The sequence below is a fragment of the Candidatus Rickettsia kedanie genome, assembly GCF_045865205.1.
GTDB classification, from domain to species: domain Bacteria; phylum Pseudomonadota; class Alphaproteobacteria; order Rickettsiales; family Rickettsiaceae; genus Rickettsia; species Rickettsia australis.
Genome location: NZ_BAABMM010000017.1, coordinates 1 through 20,413, shown reverse-complemented (window position 1 = coordinate 20,413; position 20,413 = coordinate 1). Strand labels below are relative to the sequence as shown.

Below are 20,413 nucleotides of genomic sequence, written 5' to 3'. Positions count from 1 at the left end.
ATGATGAATTATCTTTAGTATATATTCAGTTTGTGGAAATTGTGATACCCTAGGTGATAAGTTATTTAACCAAGGGTTTTACTAAATCTATCTTTTTTGGGAACTATGTGACCTTAATTAGCTTTAAAATTTATAGCACAAGTAAATTTAACATCTAAGCATCACCTAGTATGGAAGTCAAGCTTTAATCTTACAAGCACAAATAACATAAATAAAATTTGATTTTTCTTTCTCAAGCTTATATTTTAATTGGTAAGTTTATAATATGGAAATTTATGTCAAATACAGATAAGGAAAGAGCCATTGCCGCAGCACTCGTGCAAATCGAAAAAAGCTACGGTAAAGGTTCGGTAATGAAACTCGGGCAACGTCCGAATGTTGATATAGAAGCCGTATCTACCGGCTCACTTGGGCTAGATATAGCTCTTGGAATCGGTGGTGTTCCTAAAGGCAGAATTATCGAGATTTTTGGTCCTGAAAGTTCAGGTAAAACTACTCTAACACTACATTTAATCGCCGAAGCACAGAAAAAGGGCGGTACATGTGCTTTTATTGATGCCGAGCATGCATTAGACCCTGCTTATGCGAAGAAACTCGGCGTAAATATTGACGAGCTTATTATTTCGCAGCCTGATACAGGTGAACAAGCCTTAGAAATTACTGATACTTTAATTCGCTCCGGCGGTATTGATATGATAATAATAGATAGTGTTGCGGCTTTAGTACCAAAATCAGAGATTGAGGGCGAGATGGGTGATGCCCAAATGGCTTCTCAAGCAAGATTAATGAGCCAGGCACTCCGTAAACTTACCGCATCAATTAATCGTACCAATTGTATTACTGTTTTCATCAACCAAATCAGAATGAAAATAGGCGTGATGTTCGGCAGTCCTGAAACTACGACAGGCGGTAATGCTTTGAAATTCTATGCTTCTGTTAGGATCGATATAAGAAGAATAGGCTCCATTAAAGATAAAGAAGAAGTGATAGGCAGCCAAACTAAAGTAAAAGTAGTCAAAAACAAAGTATCTCCTCCATTTAAAACTGCAGATTTTGATATAATGTACGGTTCAGGTATTTCAAAAGAAGGCGAGATAATCGATCTTGGAGTTAAGCTTGATATTGTTGAGAAATCCGGCTCTTGGTTTTCCTATAATAACGTACGCATTGGACAAGGACGTGAAAACGTCAAACAATATTTAAAAGAACATCCACAAATTGCCAATGAAATTGAGAAAATAATACGTGAAAAATCGTCAAAAATATTAATATAAATCTTGATCAAACGGAGGAAGAAAATGATTGATTTAACAGATAAAACTGCTTTAATTACGGGAGCTTCAGGAGGTATAGGCGGAGCTATAGCGAAGTTACTGCACAAACTCGGAAGTCATGTAATTATTAGCGGTAGTAATGAGGAAAAATTAAAATCCCTTGGAAATGTTTTAAAAGATAATTATACGATAGCAGTATGTAATCTTGCAGATAAAGCAGAGTGCAGCAATTTAATATCTAAAGCACTAAAGCTAGATATTTTAGTATGTAATGCAGGTATTACTAGCGATACACTAGCAATTAGAATGAAAGATGAAGATTTTAACAAAGTGATTGATATTAATTTAAAAGCAAATTTTATTTTAAATCGTGAAGCAATAAAAAAAATGATGCAAAACAGATATGGACGCATTATTAACATATCTTCAATAGTAGGAATTTCAGGTAACCCAGGGCAGGCTAATTATTGTGCTTCTAAAGCAGGCTTAATAGGTATGACCAAATCGCTCTCTTACGAAGTTGCAACCAGAGGAATTACGGTTAATGCAGTAGCTCCAGGATTTATTAAATCAGATATGACCGATAAACTAAACGAACAACAAAGAGAAGCCATAGTACAAAAAATTCCGCTAGACACTTACGGTATGCCGGAAGACGTGGCAAACGCAGTCGCATTTTTAGCAAGCGATCAGGCATCATATATTACCGGCCAAACTATCCACGTAAACGGGGGAATGTTAATGGTGTAAAATTTTGTGCTAGCATAAAATAATTTTTTGTGCTAAAAGTTCTGTTAAAGATAAAATGCTATAAATATTTTAAATAAATATTTATACATTTAAAATAAAGTCTAATAGCTGAATAATCGCTATTATACGGCATATAAAATTAAATGATTTATGGAGTTCAAAATTATGAGTACAACGGACAAGATCGAACAGAAAGTTATTGAAATGGTTGCTGACAAGCTAAATAAAGATAAATCGATAATAACTACGGATTCAAGATTGATAGAAGATTTGAAAGCCGATAGCCTTGATACCGTAGAGTTAATGATGGCAATAGAAGTTGAGTACGGTATTGATATCCCTGATGATGAAGCCACTAAAATTAAAACCGTATCCGATGTTATAAAATATATCAAAGAACGCCAATCTTAATCTACATAAATTATATCCCTAATAGATAATTAAAAATGTCGAATCAAATAGTAAATAAAAGAGTAGTTATTACCGGACTTGGACTTGTTACTCCTGTTGGGCTTAATGTTAGCGCATCTTGGAAAAATATTGTAAATGGGGTAAGCGGTATAAAAACTATTACGGAATTTGATACTTCTAAACTTGCGTGTAAAATTGCCGGACTTATAGATAACTCTGAGAAAGATGGATTTAAACTTGAAAATTTCACACAAGCAGATAACGTTAATAGACTAAGTAAAATGGATAAATTTATCCTTTACGGAGTAGCAGCCGCAACCGAAGCAGTTGAAGATAGCGGCTGGTTACCTGAAGATGAAGAATCTCGTGATAGAACTGGCTTGATATTAGGTTCAGGAATCGGCGGGCTTAAAATGATCGAAGATACCTCTATCAAGCTTTATCAAGAAAATAACGGCAAAGTTAATCCCTTCTTTATTCCTGCATCACTAATTAATCTTTTATCCGGTCTTGTTTCTATAAAATACGGTTTTAGCGGTCCAAATCAAGCAGCAGTAACGGCTTGCTCTACAGGGGCACATGCTATAGGCGATGCTATGCGTATGATAAAGCACGGCTATGCAGATGTTATGGTCGCAGGCGGTGCAGAAGCTCCAGTTACACCTGTTGGAGTTGCAGGTTTCGTTGCTGCTAGAGCATTATGTACTAAATATAACGATAATCCTGAAAAAGCCTTAAGACCTTGGGATAAAGACCGCAGCGGTTTTGTTATGGGTGAAGGAGCAGGCGTTGTAGTCTTGGAAGAATATGAGCATGCCTTAAATCGAGGGGCTAAAATTTACGGTGAAGTTATAGGATACGGCTCTACAGGTGATGCATACCATATAACAGCCCCACATCCTGAAGGTCGAGGGGCTTATAGAGCGATGAGAGATGCAATGCTAGATGCAGCTATCACCCCCGATATGATTGATTACATTAATGCACATGGCACTTCTACTAATCTCGGTGATGCGATAGAATTAGCAGTCGTACAAAAATTATTTTTAGAAGCAAATCCTCAAATTTTAATGTCTTCTACTAAATCATCAATAGGACATTTACTCGGTGCAGCAGGAAGCGTTGAGTTTATCTTTTCAACTCTTGCAATTCGAGATCAGATTGCACCGCCAACTTTAAATTTAAATAACCCTATGGATGAGGTTAAGATAGATTTAGTAAAATTAAAAGCTAGAAAAACTAAAATAGACTACATACTTTCTAATTCATTTGGATTCGGCGGTACTAATGCTAGTTTAGTAATTAAGAGGGTTTGATTCCTACACAGTCATTGCAAGCAACTAAAGGCGTTGTTGCATGGATCGGTTTATGTCATTCCAGCGAAAGCGGACATCCAGCGTAAAGCGAGATAAATCGAGCTTTAAAAAAAATTTTAGATCAAGATTTTATTCAAATAAAGCTTTTAAAAGGCTTTAAAGTACTAGATTCCTGCCTACGTGGGAAGGTATTATTGCGTAGATACCAAAACCGTCATTGTGAGGAGCAAAGTGACTTGGCAATCCAGAAAAAGATTAAAAAAAATTCTGTAAATTAGCATTTTTTACTGGATTGCTTCGTCGAATTACTATGTAATTCTTCTTGCAATGACGGAAAACCGGTCCACACGGGTAATGACATCGAGCAGGTTTCTTGAGCAATGCAACAAAGCATTCAGTCGCTTACAGTGACGAAGTTTGCATATGCAACAACATCAACAATATATTCCCTTTCATGACCCTAATTTATTACATCAAAAATGGCAATCTAAGCTTTGGTGATAAAGTAATCTTATCTGATTTAGCACTTTATTTATACAAAGGTGATAAGATTTGTCTTATAGGACGTAACGGCTGCGGAAAATCAAGCTTAATGAAAGTAATATCAGGGGATTATGAACTAGATAACGGCGAACTATTTCAAGATTCTGCAATTACAACCGGCTATTTAGGACAAGATATGTCTATAAAGACTAATCTAACTGTTTGCGATTTTATCTTACAACAAACAGATAGTACAAAAGAAATAGATAAATACCAAATCGATATAATTCTAGAAAAATGACAAATCAACGGAACAGATAACTTATCAACCTATTCAGGCGGTCAGCTTAGAAGAGCAAACCTTGCTAAGGCTTTAATATTAGAGCCGAAAATATTACTACTTGATGAACCGACCAATCATCTAGATATTGAAACGATTGAGTGGCTAGAAGAATTTATTAAATCTTATAACGGTGCTATTATTTGCGTTAGTCATGATAGAACATTTCTCTCAAATGTTACTAATAAAATTTGGTGGCTTGATAGAGGGATTTTACGTAAATCTGATAAAGGATTTAAATTTTTTGATGAATGGCAAAATGTTATAATAGAGCAAGAAGAAGCAGTGCTGCGGAAATTAAATAAAAAACTATCTCAAGAGAAGGAATGGTTAAATACCGGTGTTACGGCTAGACGTAAGCGGAATCAAAAGAGACTTGCAGAGTTGAAAGATTTAAGAGTAATAACAAGAGAACAGACTGAAAAACTAGCTAGTTCAAAACAAAGAGTTATGGCAGAGCTTGCTGAAAATATAGCTAAAAGTAAATTCATTATTGAAGCAGATAATATTAGTTTCAGCTATAAAAATACTAAAATCATTGATAATTTCAGTTTTCGTGTAAAAAAAGGCGCAAAAATCGGTATAATCGGTGCAAACGGCTCAGGAAAATCTACCTTTATCAAACTACTAACAAAGCAACTTACACCTGACTTAGGTAAAATTATATATGGCAGTAATTTAGATATTTCATATTTTGAGCAACATAGAGAAAAACTAGAGCCTCATCATACATTACAACAAACTTTATGTCCTACAGGCGGTGATCAAGTATTTTTGCCAAACGGTAAAACCATGCATGTTGCCGGTTATTTAAAACAATTCATGTTTAACCCTAAACTACTTAATGCAAAAACCGCTATTCTATCGGGCGGCGAAGCTAATAGATTATTACTTGCCAAAATTCTAATGAACCCTGGAAATCTGTTAATTTTAGATGAACCGACTAATGACCTCGATATGGATAGTTTAGAAATTTTACTAGATATACTTGCAGATTATTCAGGCACTTTAATAGTCGTAAGCCATGATCGTGACTTCTTAGATAGGTTAGTTACTAGAACTTTAGTCTTTGCTCAAGGTAAAATTCATGATTTAACAGGAGATTACGAAGATTATAAACAGTATTTTACTACCTCTCCTATAACTAAAAAAGCTTCAAAACCACTACCACTAGCCTCTCAAAAAGAACCTCCAAATAAAAAGCTATCTTATAAATACCAGCGTTTGCTTGAAACATTGCCCGACGATATTGAAAAGCTAGAAATATCCATCAAATACTTAGAAAAAGAAATTGAAGACGTTAATCTATATTTAGATAATCCTCAACAATATAACCGTATTACTAGTCAATTAATTAATGATAAAAAGAAACTAGACGAGTTATTAAATCAATGGTTAGAAATACAAAATTAATTTTTGTTAAAATCTTCTTGACTTAATTATTAATTGTTGTTAACGTTTTTTGGATGATGGAAACACACATAAAAGGTTATTGTGAGTAAAATTACAAATAAAGAATATCCACAAAAAGAAAAAATCACTGATCCTCAAGCACTTAATGATATCAAAGCTATTCTTGCTCAAATTACTGCTACTAATAATCCTGCAGAGTTAAGTAAATTAGTAAGTGCAGCTCGAAATATTAAATCTGATAGTGCTTTTATTAATAATATAGCAGAAAAAGTAGAGGCGATAGCATTAAAAAAGCAAGAACTAGCAGAAAGCCAGCTTAATTCTGACATTACTCAAAAAACGCTAGAACAGTTAGAAAAACAAAGAGAACGGGCAGAAGCAATAATACAATATAAAATGGAAGCTGCAAGACAAATTCAGGAACTTAATGCTATTCATGATAGATTTAAGAGCAAATTAGAAGAATATAACAAATTATCTCCTCCTATAGAAGCAATGGTTAAAATAAATGAAATGGGAGAAGAGATCATCGATGAACAGGCGATTAATAAAAATATTTTAACTAAAGAAGAAATAGAAGAGCGTAGACAAAAATTTGCAGCACTTAAAAAGGAACAAGAAAAAGTAAATATAATACTTAAAAAAACTAATGAAGAAAAAGAGATTATAGAAAAAGAGATTAATGATTTAACTGAGAAATTAAAAGATAAAAATTTATTACCTGAACAAATTAAAGCGTTAGAAGAGAATTTAAAAGTAAAGAAAGAAAATCTAGCAGTGAAAAACACTGTAGTAAAAGAAGTTAGAAAAGTTCAAAAGCACGTTCAAAAAGAAATAGAAAGTGTTAAGGTATTTCATCAAGAAAACCAAGAAAAAATAAATAAGCTTGGAGATGCTATAGAGAAATCAAAAAATACTATAGATCCTAACAAACATCAAGCATTTAAACAGAAGCATTCTTTACTCAATAACCAACAGGCAGCAATAGTCAATAATAAAAATTTAAGCAGTGAAGATCAAGATATACGTAAAAATATATGTAGTAAAATTAATACTCAACGTGAAGCAAGTAGAATAAAAGATTCTTTAAATCACCCAATAGCTACCACAAAAAATTACCAAGTTAAGCAAAGTAATCAAGTTCAACAAAAAAAACAAAATCACGTGTGGATAAGATAAAATTTAACAACTAAAATATAGGAGGAAATATGAGTAAACAAAGTAATGATATGGATACATTAGCAGCATTACAAAGAATTAAAGCTAGAACAACCACTTTATCACAGGAAATAAAATCTAAACCTATGACAAGTATGGTAACTACCGGCACACCACATTTAACAGTCGATCAGACTTTTAATCAAATGCATAATGATTATGAAGAAGCTCAGCAAACAAAACTTGCCGGCAAATGTGCTACAAAATGCGGATGTGAAATACTGTAACATTCTAAGAGCTGTAACTATATAGTTGCATCTCTTGTATCATTTTGAATTAAGCAGGAGAGACCTATTGCCTGTATTTGTTCTGACAATTTAAAGCTAATATCACTTGGAATATTACATTAATTTGATCAAGCTTTAAATCTTCTAAGGATATTTGCATTGATTTTGTAATACTCGGTGTATTTGTATATTTAATTTCAAAACCTAAACGTTTGCCATTTTTAAAAATTAAAAGATCTATTTCTGCTCCGTTATGAGATGACCAAAAATAGCATTCCTCAGCCTCAGCTTTATAGTATCTAATAATTTGTTCTAAAGCAAATCCCTCCCGTGATGCACCGATTTTAGGATTAGTATTTTATGCTTCATAACTATGTAACCCTAATAAAGTGTGATATATTCCGCTATCTCTAAAAAAAATTTTAGGAGTTTTAACCTGTCTTTTCTTAAGATTTTTATACCAAGGCTGCAAAACATGGATCATAAAAGTTCCTTCTAAAATATCTAAATAATGCTTTGCGGTATGATGATAGATAAAGCATTGCCAAGTGCTGAAGCATTAAATATATTAGCGTGATAATGGCAAAGCATTAACCAAAACCTACGTAACTGCATAGACGGCATTGTAAAACCTAAATTTGGTATATCTCTTTCTAAAAATGTTTTAATATAATTTTGATGCCATAAAGTACTTAACTCTTCATCATCTGCAAGATATGATAAAGGAAATCCGCCGCGTACCCATAATTTTTGAGTGCCTGACACTTCAGATAAGACAAACGGGGTCATTGCAATATAGCCTATCCTACCGGGCCAGCGTTTCAGCACCTTGTTTAATGAAGTCTCTTGATGCATTGCCTAGTACTAAAATTTAATATCAGTTGTATCAACAAGAACTCTTAAAATAGGAAATAGATTCGGTTTATACTGAATTTCATCGATAATAACAAACCCTTTTAGATCAGATAAAGCAAGCATCGGTTCATTTAATCTTGCTATAAATCTAAAGGATTTTCAAGGTCAAAAATATTGATTTTAGAAATATTATAAGCTGCTACGAATTGTTTAGAAAGGGTAGTTTTGCCGCACTGTCTTGGTCCTAACAAAGCACAATTCAAAAAGAGTAATCGGTTCACAAGGCGAGGCGCGGAGCGCATACACTTAAACGTTCAGCACCGCAGATCTTGTAGAACGACGTAGCCAATTTTTGAAATTCACCAAGTATACCATGAAAATTAGAAGTTAAGCTTCTAACTTTCAGTATAAAAAGAAAAAGTGATAAAGTCAAAAATCTTTTTCTCGTTCTGCAACTATAATAGCATGTATTTTTTTAAGCGTCTGGCCGAAATCATCGTTAGTAATCACATAATCGTACTCATTAGCATGTGACATTTCATTTTGTGCCGACTGCATACGTAATTTTATTGCTTCTGCATTATCGGTCGCTCTCTTCCTTAAGCGTTGTTCCAGTATTTCAATACTAGGAGGCAATATAAATATAGCAACAACATTAGTAGCATTTTTCTTAATGCTCTTTGCTCCTTGCCAATCAATATCAAACAAAACGTCCAAGTCTTGATTTAATAACATTTCGACATATTCTTTAGGCGTACCGTAATAATTATCGTATATTTTAGCATATTCAAGAAATTTATTCTGCTTAATTAATTCTTTAAATTCTAGACCGGTCTTAAAGTAATAGTTTATGCCCTCTACTTCTCCTAAACGTGGTTTTCTTGTAGTTGCCGAAATAGATAAACGCAAATTATTATCTATTTTCAATAATGCTTTAGCTAAACTTGACTTACCCGTACCTGAAGGGGAAGATAAAATTATAATCAGTCCTTTATTTTTTATTGTCATATTTTATGTTTTATTTCGTAGGTACAGCATATTTCAGAAAGATTCAGACAAGATGAATTTAAATGCAAGCCTGCGAAAACAGTAGATAAACTAAGTGAGTACAGGTGAGTCATGCAAAATTCGCTTACATCAAGCTTTATGAATTATGCTGTACTTTTCTTTTTATTACCTCATCCATAGTACAATTAAAATATTGTGCTATTTTTAAAATAGTATCTATTTCAGGATTGAATTCACGATTAGCTTCCGCTCTCATAATTCTGCTAACAGTTGTATAAGGGATATTAGTGACTGCAGAAAGATATTTACGATTTATTTTTTCTTGTTTTAATTTTTCTTCTAAAAATTCTTTTATCTTAGTAGCAAGTGCCATATTAATAACCTCTGAATAAATAAAGGATAGATATACACAAAGTTTGTGAGTATTACCAGCCTTGTTAAACGGATACCACCACGTCATTGCAAGCGGTCGTAGACTGCGTGGCAATCTCATCAAATATTCTGAGATTGCTTCGTCAATTACTTCGTAATTTCCTAGCAATGACGGAAAAACTGACCCACGCAACAATGCCTTCCGCATAGCCGGAGCCATACAACAACAACGAGTATTACCAAACATTTTTTATAATTATAGGTAATTTATAAGACCTTATAATTACCAAACCAAACCTGATATTATAATTTTCTATATTTAGCATTGCTACTTAAAAACATTTCAGCAGCCCTAGTAATTCTCCTTTGCTGATTGAACGATACAAATCTATCATCAATTTTAGAGCTTCTTGCTTTGACTTCGATAAAAACAATTTCTTTATTACGTAACGCAATAATATCTATTTCCCCGACATAGTAACGTTTTCTATGATGCAGTATTTGATAAAATTTTAATTTATAGATTATTATACAAATATATTCAGCAATAATGCCAAAATAACCCTTTTTCATTATTCCTTAGGTAACAATACTTGCACAAATTCCGTTTTAGATAGATCAGCTGCTAAATTTACCATAACATCATGTTCCGTAACTTTAGACACATAACCCACTAAAATACCTGCAGGATAAATATTACCGTGTCCGGAGGTTACTATCTCCTCATCTTTTTGTACTAAGTGATTGTTAGGCAAGTATAAAATTTTACTATTATTATTATTACCTGCTAAAATACCTTGTTCTCTTGAAGAATTAGCTTTAATAGGTATTCTAGAATTAATATCGCTAATTAACATTACTTTAGCATAATTATTACTCACTTCTATTACTTTTCCTATTAATTTTCCTGAATTAACAACGATTTGATCAGGTTCAATGCCTTGCTTTTTACCTGCAGAAATCACAGCAGTTCTAGACAAGGGATTAAAGGACACACTAAGTAATTTAGTAGTAATGTATTCAAATTCTTCTTCCTCAGCAATCGTTAACAAATCTTTTAATGCAATATTTTCAGCTCTTACCGATTCGACTTCACTTTGCAAATGTTGTAATCTTGCTATTTCAAGTTTAAGTTCTATATTTTGTCGTTCTAAATCTTGAAAATAAACAAATTTTTGTGTTATTGAATTTATATATCCAAATATATCTTCATAAACTGCTAAACCGGTTGATACTATACGACCGGTTACTTCAAGTGATATACTAGATATTTTTTTAGGCGTAGTAAAAAATAAATATACAGACAATCCAAGCCCAAATATAACAAAAAAACGCTTAAGAGTATTTGATATTATGCTTATTAATTCTAATGAATTTGAAGAATTTTTTACTCTATTTGCAAGTATTGCCATTGTTAATCCTGTTTAAATAGTACATGTTTTAGCTTTGTAAAATCTTCAAGTACTTTTCCTGTTCCAAGTGCCACACAAGAGAGGGCATCATCTGCAACTATCACAGGCAATTTAGTGGCTTCACTAAGAACAAAATCAAGATTGTGTAATAATGAGCCGCCGCCTGTTAACACAATGCCCTTATCAACTATATCTGAAGATAATTCAGGAGGCGTTGCTTCTAATGCTACTTTTACCGCTTCAACAATTTGACTTACCGGTTCAATTAGACTATCAGCAATTTGTCTTTCGTTCAATATCATTTCTTTAGGAATACCGTAAATTAAATCACGTCCTTTAATTTCCATTTTTCTCGGTTCAGCGTTTTCATCTACATAAGCCGTACCTATTTCTTGCTTTATCTTTTCGGCAGTAGCCTCACCTATCAATAGGTTATAGTGCCTTCTTATATATGAGATAATAGCTTCATCCATCTTATCACCGCCGACTCTTACCGACCTTGCATATACTATGCCCCCTAGTGACAAAACTGCAACTTCGGTAGTGCCTCCTCCAATATCAACAATCATCGAACCGGTCGCTTCCGTTACGGGTAGACCTGCACCAATCGCTGCCGCCATAGGTTCTTCAATTAAATAAACATCCCTACCCCCTGCACTTTCTGCTGCTTCTTGAATAGCACGACGCTCAACCGGCGTAGAACCGGAAGGCACACAAATAACAATTGTCGGACCAAAAAAAGAGCGACGATTATGCACCATTCTAATAAAATACTTTATCATTTCCTCTGCACCCTTAAAATCGGCAATAACACCATCTTTTAAAGGTCTTTTTGCTTCAATATCCGTAGGAGTACGCCCAAGCATCATTTTTGCTTCATGACCATAAGCATAAGGCACAAAAGCACCGTCTTTTTTTATTAACGCAATAACAGAAGGTTCCCTTAAAACAATTCCACGACTTTTTTGATAGACAATAGTATTTGCCGTACCAAGATCGATGGCCATACCGGAAAAGAAACCTTCCAAAAATTTCATTATCATTTTATTTTTTCTCTCTAAATTCTAAAAACGCTTCTATGGAACTGTTAATAAAATAAACAAGCCCATAGCAAATAAAAATTTAATTCTAGACGAAGTTTAATTTGGACAAGAGCAAGAAGCCTCGGAATTTTTGACCGCAGCGTAGGATACTACGTGAGGATCAAAAATGAGAAGCGACGCAGCCCATTTTTTAAATTAAACGAGTATATATTAAATTTCCTTATAATGTAAAATAATAAAGTTACTAATAAAAAATATTAGCATACTAGGCAATAAAATAGCAGCAATTAAAGACAAATTATTATAAGTAAGTATTTTTAATAATATTTCTGATAACGAATATGCTATAAAACCTAAAAATAAACCTAATATCAGTATTTTTTCTTGGGAATTATCGCGCTGTTTAAGACTAATAAAACAACTTGCTAAAATTACGGTTGCCATCATCATTATAGGCTTAAATAATTGCTTATAATAATAAATTTGATAATTAATAGCCGGTAAACCTGAATTTAATAATTCATTAATTAATTTAGGTAAAGCCCAAATAGAAACCATTTCAGGACGAATAAATTTATTTACTAAACTATTAATTGATAAATTTGTCTGTATAGTTAAATTATTGTAAGCCTTAGTTTCCTCTTTTATAAAAACCTTAACTCTATTTAAATGTAACATTTTATTTTCAATAATACCGTATAATGCATCAATTCTCTTTAAAAAAGCATTATTACTATCAACAAATAAAATTGTAATATTATTTAATTTTTTCTCGGCAACATTAATAAATTGTGTTTGGATAATTTGATTTGCATCATTTAAAGATTCACAAAATAATAAACCTGATTTAGATATTATACCCTCACTCAAGGCTTTTTTAGTTAGTTTTGCTTCTAATAACTCATATTTTTGTAAGCCTATAGTACCGATAGGATTCAATATAGTCATAAAAACTATACCTAAAATTAAAGTTACAATACATGGAATAACAAGCACTTGCCAAATATGAATACCGCTAGATAACATAGCTGTTAATTCATTATTTTTTGTTAGATTGCTAAGAAAAAATAACATAGCGGTAAAACTGATTAACGAAGATACTTGATCTAGTAAATAAGGAATCTTATATAAAATAAGTCTCCAAAAAAAACTAAAAGGAACATAAATATTTTTGAATTTTTGCAAAAGATCAAAAATATTTGAGATAATTAATAGCCCGATTAAAAGAAATAATATAATAAAGAAACACTTAGAATATAATTTAGTAAGATACCAAGACAGTGTTTTTAGATTAATCATTATAAATTCAGTGCTAATACGAATTTAAATAAGAATTTGTGTGGTAGGGCTGGTAGGACTTGAACCTACGACCACACCGTTATGAGCGGCGTGCTCTAACCAACTGAGCTACAGCCCCTTTTCATTTGAAATTTATATAATTATTATGCAGTTAAGTCTAGTAAAATTTTTATATTTTTGAGGTATTGTCTAAAAAACAGGGCAATGTGGATCAGTTTTTTCATCATTGCGAGGAAATTACAAAGTAACTGTACGTACGCAATCTCAGGAGTCTGCTATTATTTCATGAGATTGCCACGCAGCCTATGGCTGCTTGCAATGACGATTTGGTATCCACTTATAAATAAAAAAAAGCCGAGTAGTAAACTCGAACTTCTAGGATACTATAATCAGTAAATAATTTTAGTGATGTACAACTGTTACAACTCTACGATTATAAGCAAAAGCCTCTTCAGTATTACCCATCATAGCAGGTCTATCTTTACCATAAGAGATTGTATTTAATCTGCTATGGTCGATTCCCTTATGAGCTAAGAATTTTTTCGCTGCTTCTGCTCTTCTTTCACCTAAACCTAAGTTATATTCTCTGGTACCTCTTTCATCACAATGTCCTTCAACAGTAGCTTTTACTTCAGGATGCTTTGATAACCAGCAAGCTTGTCTTTCTAGTTCTTCTTTAGCTTTTGGAGATAAAGACGAACTATCAAAAGCAAACCATACAGCATTACCTGCATGTTTCTCGAAATCTTTCATTAATGATGTTTCTTCACCTTGATTCACTATACCATCCATTTGTGGTGTTCTTTTTGTTGTATTACACCCTGCAAGCACAAATAATGCAAGAAAAGCTAATGTAATTTTTGTTTTCATAATTAAACTCCTTGAGATTATAATTTATTAATATTGCATTCATTCTAGCTAGTTACAAAACTCAACTAACCAAAAGCTATGTGAATTAGTATATATCATTATTTTATTAGTTTAAAGGCTAAAATATTATAAAATGCAATTACTCATGAATAAATGTGGTAAAAATATCATTTTTATAATACAAGTAGATACTTTGGATAAATAGATAAATGCAGTTTAATGTAGGAAAGAGGAATCGATTTTGAAGCTTATCACTGGCAGCGTACATATAAATATATAATATGTGAGGATCAAGAAATATTAAACAACGACGACAATTTTTGAAATAAAACGAGTATATTCACCATCTAATTAATGCACTGCCCCAAGTTAAACCTGCACCGATAGCTGAAAATAGTAGAATATCACCTTTTTTTATTTTGCCTGATGCTTTGAGAGTACTTAAAGCAAGCGGAATAGAAGCAGCAGAGCAGTTAGCGTGTTTTTCTACGGTTTTCACTACTTTATGCTCTTCTATATTTAATAGTTCAGCGAGTTTATTTATAATACGGATATTTGCTTGATGAGGTATAAAATAATCAATACCGCTTACACTGAATTGATTAGCATGCAGTAAATCTTCTATAGATTGTTGCATTTTTTCTATTGCATGACGAAATAATTTTTGACCTTGCATCATTATTGTCCCGCTAGTACCGTTCATGCTTACACCACCGCTTGTGTATAATATTTCATAATCAGCCCCGCTTGAAAAGATATTACTATCTATTAATCCGGAATCATCACTACTACGCTGTAATATTACGCTACCTGCTCCATCACCGAATAAAACACAAGTAGACCGGTCATGCCAATCTAACAGCGAGGTCATTTTCTCGGCTCCTATAAGCAAAATAGTTTTATATTTACCGGACGCAATAAGAGAATTTGCTACTTGTAAACCATAAACAAAGCCGGCACATACTGCTTGTAAATCAAAAGAGGGTATATTAGTTAAACCAAGATAGCCCTGTAGTTTAGTAGCAACAGAAGGAAAACTATTATCGGAAGTAGTAGTACATGTAATAATTAAATCAATATCATTTGCCGACACCCTCGCATCTGCTATAGCTTTTTCAGCTGATTTTAAAGCAAGATGGGAAGTATATTCATTATCGTCTGCTATATGACGCTGTGAGATGCCACTTCTTGTTCTAATCCATTCATCGTTAGTCTCTACAAATTTTGCAAGCTCGTCATTACTAACTATTTTTGAAGGAAGATACCCGCCGCAACCAATAATTTTACAGGTCATAAAATCTTTAGGCTACTTCTTCTTCAGTTTCAATTCTCTTTGTTACTACTTGACGATTATTATAAGTACCGTCGACTAAAGAAACGTGATGCGGAAGTTTATATTCACCGGTTTGCAAGTCAACTATTACGTTAACTTTGCCAAGTGCTAAATGTGAACGTCTCATATTACGTCTTGATTTTGATATTTTCTTCTTTGGAACTGCCATTATTAGCCTCTCTAAATATAAATTAAAAAGTATTTGTCAAATTAGTGAAGCAGTATATTATAATCTTGTAATAAAATCTAGATAAAATTAAACTTATGAAAATTTTTATAACATACATTTTTAGTATATTAGCTTTTTTTTCCTTAAGCGGCTGCAAAACTATCGAAAATAGAGGACAATCCATAGATGATTCGGCACTTGTAAAATTAGAGTCTAAAAAACTAAATAAAACAGAAGTCGTAGAGTTAATAGGTACACCTACTATGGTACCGGAATATTCCCAAAATACCTGGTATTATGTTGAAAGAGTGATGTCTCAAAGAGCTTGGCTCAATCCAAAAATTGAAAAGCAGAAGATAGTAAAAATTACGTTTGATGCTAATAATGCTATGCAGGCAGTAGTAGTAATAGATGATTCTCATAGACAAGATATAGAAACAGTACGTGAATATACTAGGACATATGGAACGGAACTTAACGGACTACAAAAATTTGTTAAAAATTTAGGGAGATTCAATAAAACTACTGACGGAAATAAAAACAAAAGCAAGAATAAGAAGAAGAGATAAGTAACTTAGTCACCATTGCTTACTATGTCATTCCTGCGAAAGCAGGAATCCATAATAAATTATTCTAAAATAATACTTGATAAACCTATAAAAACAAGTTTTTATAGGTTTTACTGGATTCCCGCCTACGCGGGAATGACATCATTATAAAACAAAAACTATCTAATATGATTTCGATATTTAGTAAATTAAAACAAAGTTTATCTAAAACTTCTAATAAAATATCGGAAGGTATCGACAAAATATTTTACAAGAAAAAATTAGATACAGAAACTTTAGAAGAGCTTGAAGAACTACTTATTGCAAGTGATATGAGCGTTTCGGTAGTAACTAATATTATTGAAGAGCTTAAAAAGGTAAAATTTGACAAAGAAATAGATAGTGATACAGTAAAAGAAACCCTAGCTGAATTAATAGAGCAGCAGCTATCAAAATCAGAAATTCCTTTTACACTAAACGAAAATAAATTAAACGTAATTTTAGTTTGCGGTGTTAATGGAGCAGGTAAAACCACCACTATAGGTAAGCTTGCTGCCATGTACTCAGCACAAGGGAAAAAAGTAGCGGTTGCGGCCTGTGATACTTTTAGAGCGGCTGCCGTGAATCAGCTAAGCAGTTGGGTAGATAGAGCAAATGCACTACTTATTACCGGTGAAGAATCAGCTGACCCTGCGAGTGTTGCTTACCATGCTATGGAAGAGTCGATAAAACAAAATATCGATATGCTTTTTATTGACACGGCAGGTAGGCTTCATAATAAGAAAAATTTGATGGATGAACTGTCTAAGATTGTAAAAGTTATAAAAAAACTAGACGGGAATGCTCCTACTCATAGCATTTTAGTAATTGATGCTATTACAGGACAAAATACTTATAACCAAATCGAGCATTTTAATAATACTACTAATTTGACAGGGCTTATCGTGACTAAACTCGACGGTAGTGCTAAAGCCGGAGTGCTTGTCGGAGTGGTACAGAAATTTAATCTACCTGTATACTTTATCGGTATAGGTGAGAAGATAGAAGACTTAAAAATATTCAACCGACATGATTTCGCTAAAAGTCTAGTGGGGTTGTGAGGTTTTGCTACGTGGGTACCGAGCCATCATTGCGGGCAGCCGTAGGGCTGCACGGCAATCCCATACAAGTCATAATAAACGCCTGATATTGCTTAGTCAATTATTTCATAATTTCCTCGCAATGACGGAAAGACGAACCACGCAGGCAATATCCACTCGCAATGACGATAGAATTAAAAATAAAATCACGAAATGACTCAAAAAAATACTTTATTGCTCATAGATGGATACGGATTTGTTTTTAGAGCCTATTATGCACAACAACCTTTAACTTCGCCGAAAGGTGAGCCTGTCGGTGCTCTTTACGGCTTCGCTTCAATGCTCCTAAAATTGCTGAGCGACTTTAAGCCTAAACATGTCGCTGTAGTATTTGACAGCGGCGGGAACAATTTCCGCCATCATATTTATCCTGAATATAAAGCTAACCGCCCGTCTCCACCTGAGGATTTAGTCGTACAATTACCCTTAGTTCGGGATGTCGCTAGTAACTTAAACTTGCCTATTCTAGAAAAAAACGGCTATGAAGCCGATGACATTATTGCAACCTTTGCCGCTAAAACAGCCGCACTCGGCGAAGATGTAGTTGTCATCTCTTCCGATAAAGATTTATTACAGTTAATGAGTGAGAACATCAAAATATATGATCCTCTAAAAGGAAAATATATTACAGAGGATGATGTTGTTAAAAAATTCAGTACTACTTCGGATAAATTACGTGAAGTGATGGCTTTAATAGGCGATAGATCGGATAATATTCCAGGCGTACCGTCCATTGGACCGAAAACGGCAAGTAGTCTTATAACACAATTTGGTTCTGTAGAGAATATATTTAACTCTTTAGACCAAGTCTCAAGCGTAAAACAACGTGAAACTTTACAAAATTCTAAGGAAGCTGCATTAATTTCATGGCAGTTAATCGGACTTGATTCTAACATTGATTTAGATTTTCAGCTGAATAATTTAGAATGGTTACCTCCAAATAGTGATAAATTAACAGAATTTTTACAGAAATACGGTTTTAAATCTTTATATAAAAGAGCAGAAAATTTATTTGATATTAAAATTAATGATCACAAAGAGATAGTAGATAATAAAGTAACTGAAGCAAAAGAAATCAATAATGCCGGCGAGCTTGCGAATTTTGCTAAAGAAGCTGAAAAAATAGGAATATTCGGGATATATTTACTGCAGCATAAAGGAGATAATCTTGCTTTTATTTTATCACTGCAAAACCAAAGCTATATTATTAAAATATCTAATACTTCTAATGATTTATTTTCTTATAATAATAACGACTGGTTTTTAGATATAATCTTTAATTTACTAACCGATAAATCCATAAAAAAAATTACCTACTCTCTTAAACCTCTGCTTAAATTTTATGCAAACCAATCTAATAAAATTACGGCTATAGAGGATTTAGAACTAATGCAATATGCGTTATCTGCCGGTTTATCACAGAAAAATTTATTTGAAGAAGCTTTAAAAGAGGATAATATAATAAATGAATCAGCAAGAATAGTAGCAAATTTTATCTCACTTTATAAGCAAACTATATTAGAACTTAAAGATAATAAAGCCTTTAGACTGTATAGCGACATTGATTTACCTATTTGTTTTATCTTAGATAAAATGGAGACAACAGGTATAAAAGTAGATGCAAATTGTCTAAATCAGTTATCTGCTGAGTTTGGAGCAGAAATAGCTATACTTGAAGAAGAAATTTTTGCTCTTAGTGGAACTAAATTTAATATCGGCTCACCAAAACAACTAGGTGAGATTTTATTTGAAAAAATGCAATTACCTTTTGGTAAAGCTGCGGCTAAAGCAAGCTCTTACTCAACAGGTGCTGAAACACTCGCAAAACTTAGTGAACATGGATATAATATTGCAGATTTATTATTAAGATGGCGGCAACTTACAAAATTCAAGAATACCTACACCGATAGTTTGCTGAAACAGATAGATAATATAACGAGGCGAGTACATACGACATTTTTACAAACTTCTACCACTACAGGAAGACTTAGCTCACAAGAACCTAATCTGCAAAACATACCTATCCGCTCTAGTGAGGGGAATAAAATCAGACAAGCTTTTATTGCTGAAGAAGGCTATAAATTAATATCTGCAGATTATTCTCAAATTGAGCTTAGAATATTAAGCCATATCGCAAATATAGATACACTAAAACAAGCATTTATTAATAAAGACGATATCCATACTCAAACGGCTTGTCAAGTCTTTAACTTGCAAAAACATGAACTAACTAGTGAACATAGACGTAAAGCAAAAGCTATAAATTTTGGTATTATTTACGGTATAAGTGCTTTTGGGCTTGCTAAGCAATTAAACGTTAGTAACAACGAAGCATCCAAATATATCAAGAAATATTTTGCCGAATATAAAGGAGTACAAGAATATATGGAGCAAACAAAAGCTTTTGCAAGTAGCAACGGCTATGTCATAAATTTCTTTGGCAGAAAATGTTTTGTACCTCTAATTCATGATAAAAAGCTTAAACAATTTGCAGAACGTGCAGCTATTAATGCTCCTATTCAAGGAACTAATGCCGATATAATTAAAATTGCTATGATCAATCTAGATCAAGAAATAGAAAAAAATAAGCTTAAAACCAGATTAGTACTGCAAATTCATGATGAATTACTATTTGAAGTGCCAGAGGATGAAGTAGAACTCGTAACGCCTATTATCAAAAAAATCATGGAAAACTCTACTAATATGGATGTACCGATTATAACCGAAATTAGAGCAGGTAATAACTGGATGGAAATTCATTGAATTATATAAAAAACTGTGTCAAGGCTTGTTGGCATTGTTGCGTGGATCATACGCGTCAAGTTAAGGAAAGTAAGTAAGCAATTTGCAAGGAATTTGCTAATTGCAACTCTGTTAGCTAGAAAAAATGATATTTAAAAAGGGAAGTGAAGAGTATAAGTATTAGCACTGTA

General features: G+C 33.0%; 17 protein-coding genes, 1 tRNA gene and 3 pseudogenes. 10 read left to right on the top strand and 11 right to left on the bottom strand.

Features of this window, described 5'->3' with window-relative positions:
- The first annotated feature begins 275 nt into the window (after positions 1-275).
- The 7 genes and pseudogenes from recA to ACKTSD_RS02055 all read left to right on the top strand — a co-directional run bounded on the left by recA (position 276) and on the right by ACKTSD_RS02055 (position 7,432).
- Positions 276-1,306 (top strand): annotated as a pseudogene (gene recA / locus ACKTSD_RS02085) (recombinase RecA).
- Positions 1,299-2,024 carry a 3-oxoacyl-ACP reductase FabG gene (fabG, locus tag ACKTSD_RS02080; RefSeq protein ID WP_412707790.1) on the top strand — a complete coding sequence of 242 codons (726 nt, stop codon included), beginning with the start codon at positions 1,299-1,301 and terminating at the stop codon, positions 2,022-2,024. Before recA ends, fabG begins: the two are co-directional and overlap by 8 nt.
- A gap of 150 nt (positions 2,025-2,174) precedes the next feature.
- Entirely contained in the window at positions 2,175-2,435 is a 261-nt protein-coding gene (acpP, locus tag ACKTSD_RS02075; protein WP_412707789.1) for an acyl carrier protein, read from the top strand.
- 35 nt (positions 2,436-2,470) lie between these two features.
- A complete protein-coding gene (fabF, locus tag ACKTSD_RS02070) occupies positions 2,471-3,751 on the top strand; it encodes a beta-ketoacyl-ACP synthase II (protein WP_412707788.1) in 1,281 nt (426 codons plus the stop codon).
- Between the two features lie 454 nt (positions 3,752-4,205).
- Positions 4,206-5,987: pseudogene (locus ACKTSD_RS02065) on the top strand (ABC-F family ATP-binding cassette domain-containing protein).
- A gap of 81 nt (positions 5,988-6,068) precedes the next feature.
- Positions 6,069-7,166, top strand: coding sequence for a hypothetical protein (locus ACKTSD_RS02060; RefSeq protein ID WP_412707787.1), 1,098 nt, complete (start codon positions 6,069-6,071; stop codon positions 7,164-7,166).
- Positions 7,167-7,195: 29 nt separating this feature from the next.
- Complete coding sequence (locus ACKTSD_RS02055) at positions 7,196-7,432, top strand: hypothetical protein (protein ID WP_412707786.1); 237 nt, start codon at positions 7,196-7,198, stop codon at positions 7,430-7,432.
- 17 nt (positions 7,433-7,449) lie between these two features.
- Here the strand turns inward: ACKTSD_RS02055 and ACKTSD_RS02050 are convergent.
- The 11 genes and pseudogenes from ACKTSD_RS02050 to rpmF form a co-directional block, all read right to left on the bottom strand.
- Positions 7,450-8,589, bottom strand: a pseudogene (locus tag ACKTSD_RS02050) (ATP-binding protein).
- 127 nt (positions 8,590-8,716) lie between these two features.
- Positions 8,717-9,295, bottom strand: coding sequence for a guanylate kinase (gmk, locus tag ACKTSD_RS02045; protein ID WP_412707785.1), 579 nt, complete (start codon positions 9,293-9,295; stop codon positions 8,717-8,719).
- Between the two features lie 136 nt (positions 9,296-9,431).
- The gene (locus tag ACKTSD_RS02035) at positions 9,432-9,668 is read right to left on the bottom strand and encodes a helix-turn-helix domain-containing protein (RefSeq protein ID WP_412707804.1); all 237 of its coding nucleotides are present in this window, start codon (positions 9,666-9,668) and stop codon (positions 9,432-9,434) included.
- Positions 9,669-9,970: 302 nt separating this feature from the next.
- Entirely contained in the window at positions 9,971-10,240 is a 270-nt protein-coding gene (locus ACKTSD_RS02030) for a YraN family protein (protein WP_412707784.1), read from the bottom strand.
- Complete coding sequence (gene mreC, locus ACKTSD_RS02025) at positions 10,240-11,079, bottom strand: rod shape-determining protein MreC (protein ID WP_412707783.1); 840 nt, start codon at positions 11,077-11,079, stop codon at positions 10,240-10,242. The genes ACKTSD_RS02030 and mreC overlap by 1 nt, the downstream gene beginning before the upstream one ends.
- Before the next feature lie 2 nt (positions 11,080-11,081).
- A complete protein-coding gene (locus ACKTSD_RS02020) occupies positions 11,082-12,122 on the bottom strand; it encodes a rod shape-determining protein (protein ID WP_412707782.1) in 1,041 nt (346 codons plus the stop codon).
- A gap of 210 nt (positions 12,123-12,332) precedes the next feature.
- Positions 12,333-13,421, bottom strand: coding sequence for an LptF/LptG family permease (locus tag ACKTSD_RS02015; protein ID WP_412707781.1), 1,089 nt, complete (start codon positions 13,419-13,421; stop codon positions 12,333-12,335).
- A 41-nt stretch (positions 13,422-13,462) separates the two neighbouring features.
- Positions 13,463-13,539, bottom strand: a tRNA-Met gene (locus ACKTSD_RS02010).
- A gap of 284 nt (positions 13,540-13,823) precedes the next feature.
- A complete protein-coding gene (gene pal / locus ACKTSD_RS02005; protein ID WP_412707780.1) occupies positions 13,824-14,291 on the bottom strand; it encodes a peptidoglycan-associated lipoprotein Pal in 468 nt (155 codons plus the stop codon).
- A 340-nt stretch (positions 14,292-14,631) separates the two neighbouring features.
- The gene (locus ACKTSD_RS02000; RefSeq protein WP_412707779.1) at positions 14,632-15,585 is read right to left on the bottom strand and encodes a beta-ketoacyl-ACP synthase III; all 954 of its coding nucleotides are present in this window, start codon (positions 15,583-15,585) and stop codon (positions 14,632-14,634) included.
- Between the two features lie 7 nt (positions 15,586-15,592).
- The gene (gene rpmF, locus ACKTSD_RS01995; RefSeq protein ID WP_412707778.1) at positions 15,593-15,793 is read right to left on the bottom strand and encodes a 50S ribosomal protein L32; all 201 of its coding nucleotides are present in this window, start codon (positions 15,791-15,793) and stop codon (positions 15,593-15,595) included.
- Positions 15,794-15,888: 95 nt separating this feature from the next.
- On the opposite strand from rpmF, the gene ACKTSD_RS01990 reads away from it, so the two are divergent.
- From ACKTSD_RS01990 to polA, 3 genes are all read left to right on the top strand, one after another.
- Positions 15,889-16,362 carry an outer membrane protein assembly factor BamE gene (locus ACKTSD_RS01990; protein ID WP_412707777.1) on the top strand — a complete coding sequence of 158 codons (474 nt, stop codon included), beginning with the start codon at positions 15,889-15,891 and terminating at the stop codon, positions 16,360-16,362.
- 167 nt (positions 16,363-16,529) lie between these two features.
- Entirely contained in the window at positions 16,530-17,441 is a 912-nt protein-coding gene (gene ftsY / locus ACKTSD_RS01985; protein ID WP_412707776.1) for a signal recognition particle-docking protein FtsY, read from the top strand.
- 192 nt (positions 17,442-17,633) lie between these two features.
- A complete protein-coding gene (gene polA / locus ACKTSD_RS01980) occupies positions 17,634-20,243 on the top strand; it encodes a DNA polymerase I (protein WP_412707775.1) in 2,610 nt (869 codons plus the stop codon).
- The last annotated feature ends 170 nt before the right edge of the window (positions 20,244-20,413 follow it).

Excerpts from the sequence above, each read along its gene's own strand:
- fabG (WP_412707790.1), top strand. The coding sequence starts at position 1,299 with ATGATTGATTTAACAGATAAAACTGCTTTAATTACGGGAGCTTCAGGA.
- acpP (WP_412707789.1), top strand. The coding sequence starts at position 2,175 with ATGGAGTTCAAAATTATGAGTACAACGGACAAGATCGAACAGAAAGTT.
- fabF (WP_412707788.1), top strand. The coding sequence starts at position 2,471 with ATGTCGAATCAAATAGTAAATAAAAGAGTAGTTATTACCGGACTTGGA.
- ACKTSD_RS02055 (WP_412707786.1), top strand. The coding sequence starts at position 7,196 with ATGAGTAAACAAAGTAATGATATGGATACATTAGCAGCATTACAAAGA.
- gmk (WP_412707785.1), bottom strand. The coding sequence starts at position 9,295 with ATGACAATAAAAAATAAAGGACTGATTATAATTTTATCTTCCCCTTCA.
- ACKTSD_RS02035 (WP_412707804.1), bottom strand. The coding sequence starts at position 9,668 with ATGGCACTTGCTACTAAGATAAAAGAATTTTTAGAAGAAAAATTAAAA.
- ACKTSD_RS02030 (WP_412707784.1), bottom strand. The coding sequence starts at position 10,240 with ATGAAAAAGGGTTATTTTGGCATTATTGCTGAATATATTTGTATAATA.
- mreC (WP_412707783.1), bottom strand. The coding sequence starts at position 11,079 with ATGGCAATACTTGCAAATAGAGTAAAAAATTCTTCAAATTCATTAGAA.
- ACKTSD_RS02020 (WP_412707782.1), bottom strand. The coding sequence starts at position 12,122 with ATGATAATGAAATTTTTGGAAGGTTTCTTTTCCGGTATGGCCATCGAT.
- ACKTSD_RS02015 (WP_412707781.1), bottom strand. The coding sequence starts at position 13,421 with ATGATTAATCTAAAAACACTGTCTTGGTATCTTACTAAATTATATTCT.
- pal (WP_412707780.1), bottom strand. The coding sequence starts at position 14,291 with ATGAAAACAAAAATTACATTAGCTTTTCTTGCATTATTTGTGCTTGCA.
- ACKTSD_RS02000 (WP_412707779.1), bottom strand. The coding sequence starts at position 15,585 with ATGACCTGTAAAATTATTGGTTGCGGCGGGTATCTTCCTTCAAAAATA.
- rpmF (WP_412707778.1), bottom strand. The coding sequence starts at position 15,793 with ATGGCAGTTCCAAAGAAGAAAATATCAAAATCAAGACGTAATATGAGA.
- ACKTSD_RS01990 (WP_412707777.1), top strand. The coding sequence starts at position 15,889 with ATGAAAATTTTTATAACATACATTTTTAGTATATTAGCTTTTTTTTCC.
- ftsY (WP_412707776.1), top strand. The coding sequence starts at position 16,530 with ATGATTTCGATATTTAGTAAATTAAAACAAAGTTTATCTAAAACTTCT.
- polA (WP_412707775.1), top strand. The coding sequence starts at position 17,634 with ATGACTCAAAAAAATACTTTATTGCTCATAGATGGATACGGATTTGTT.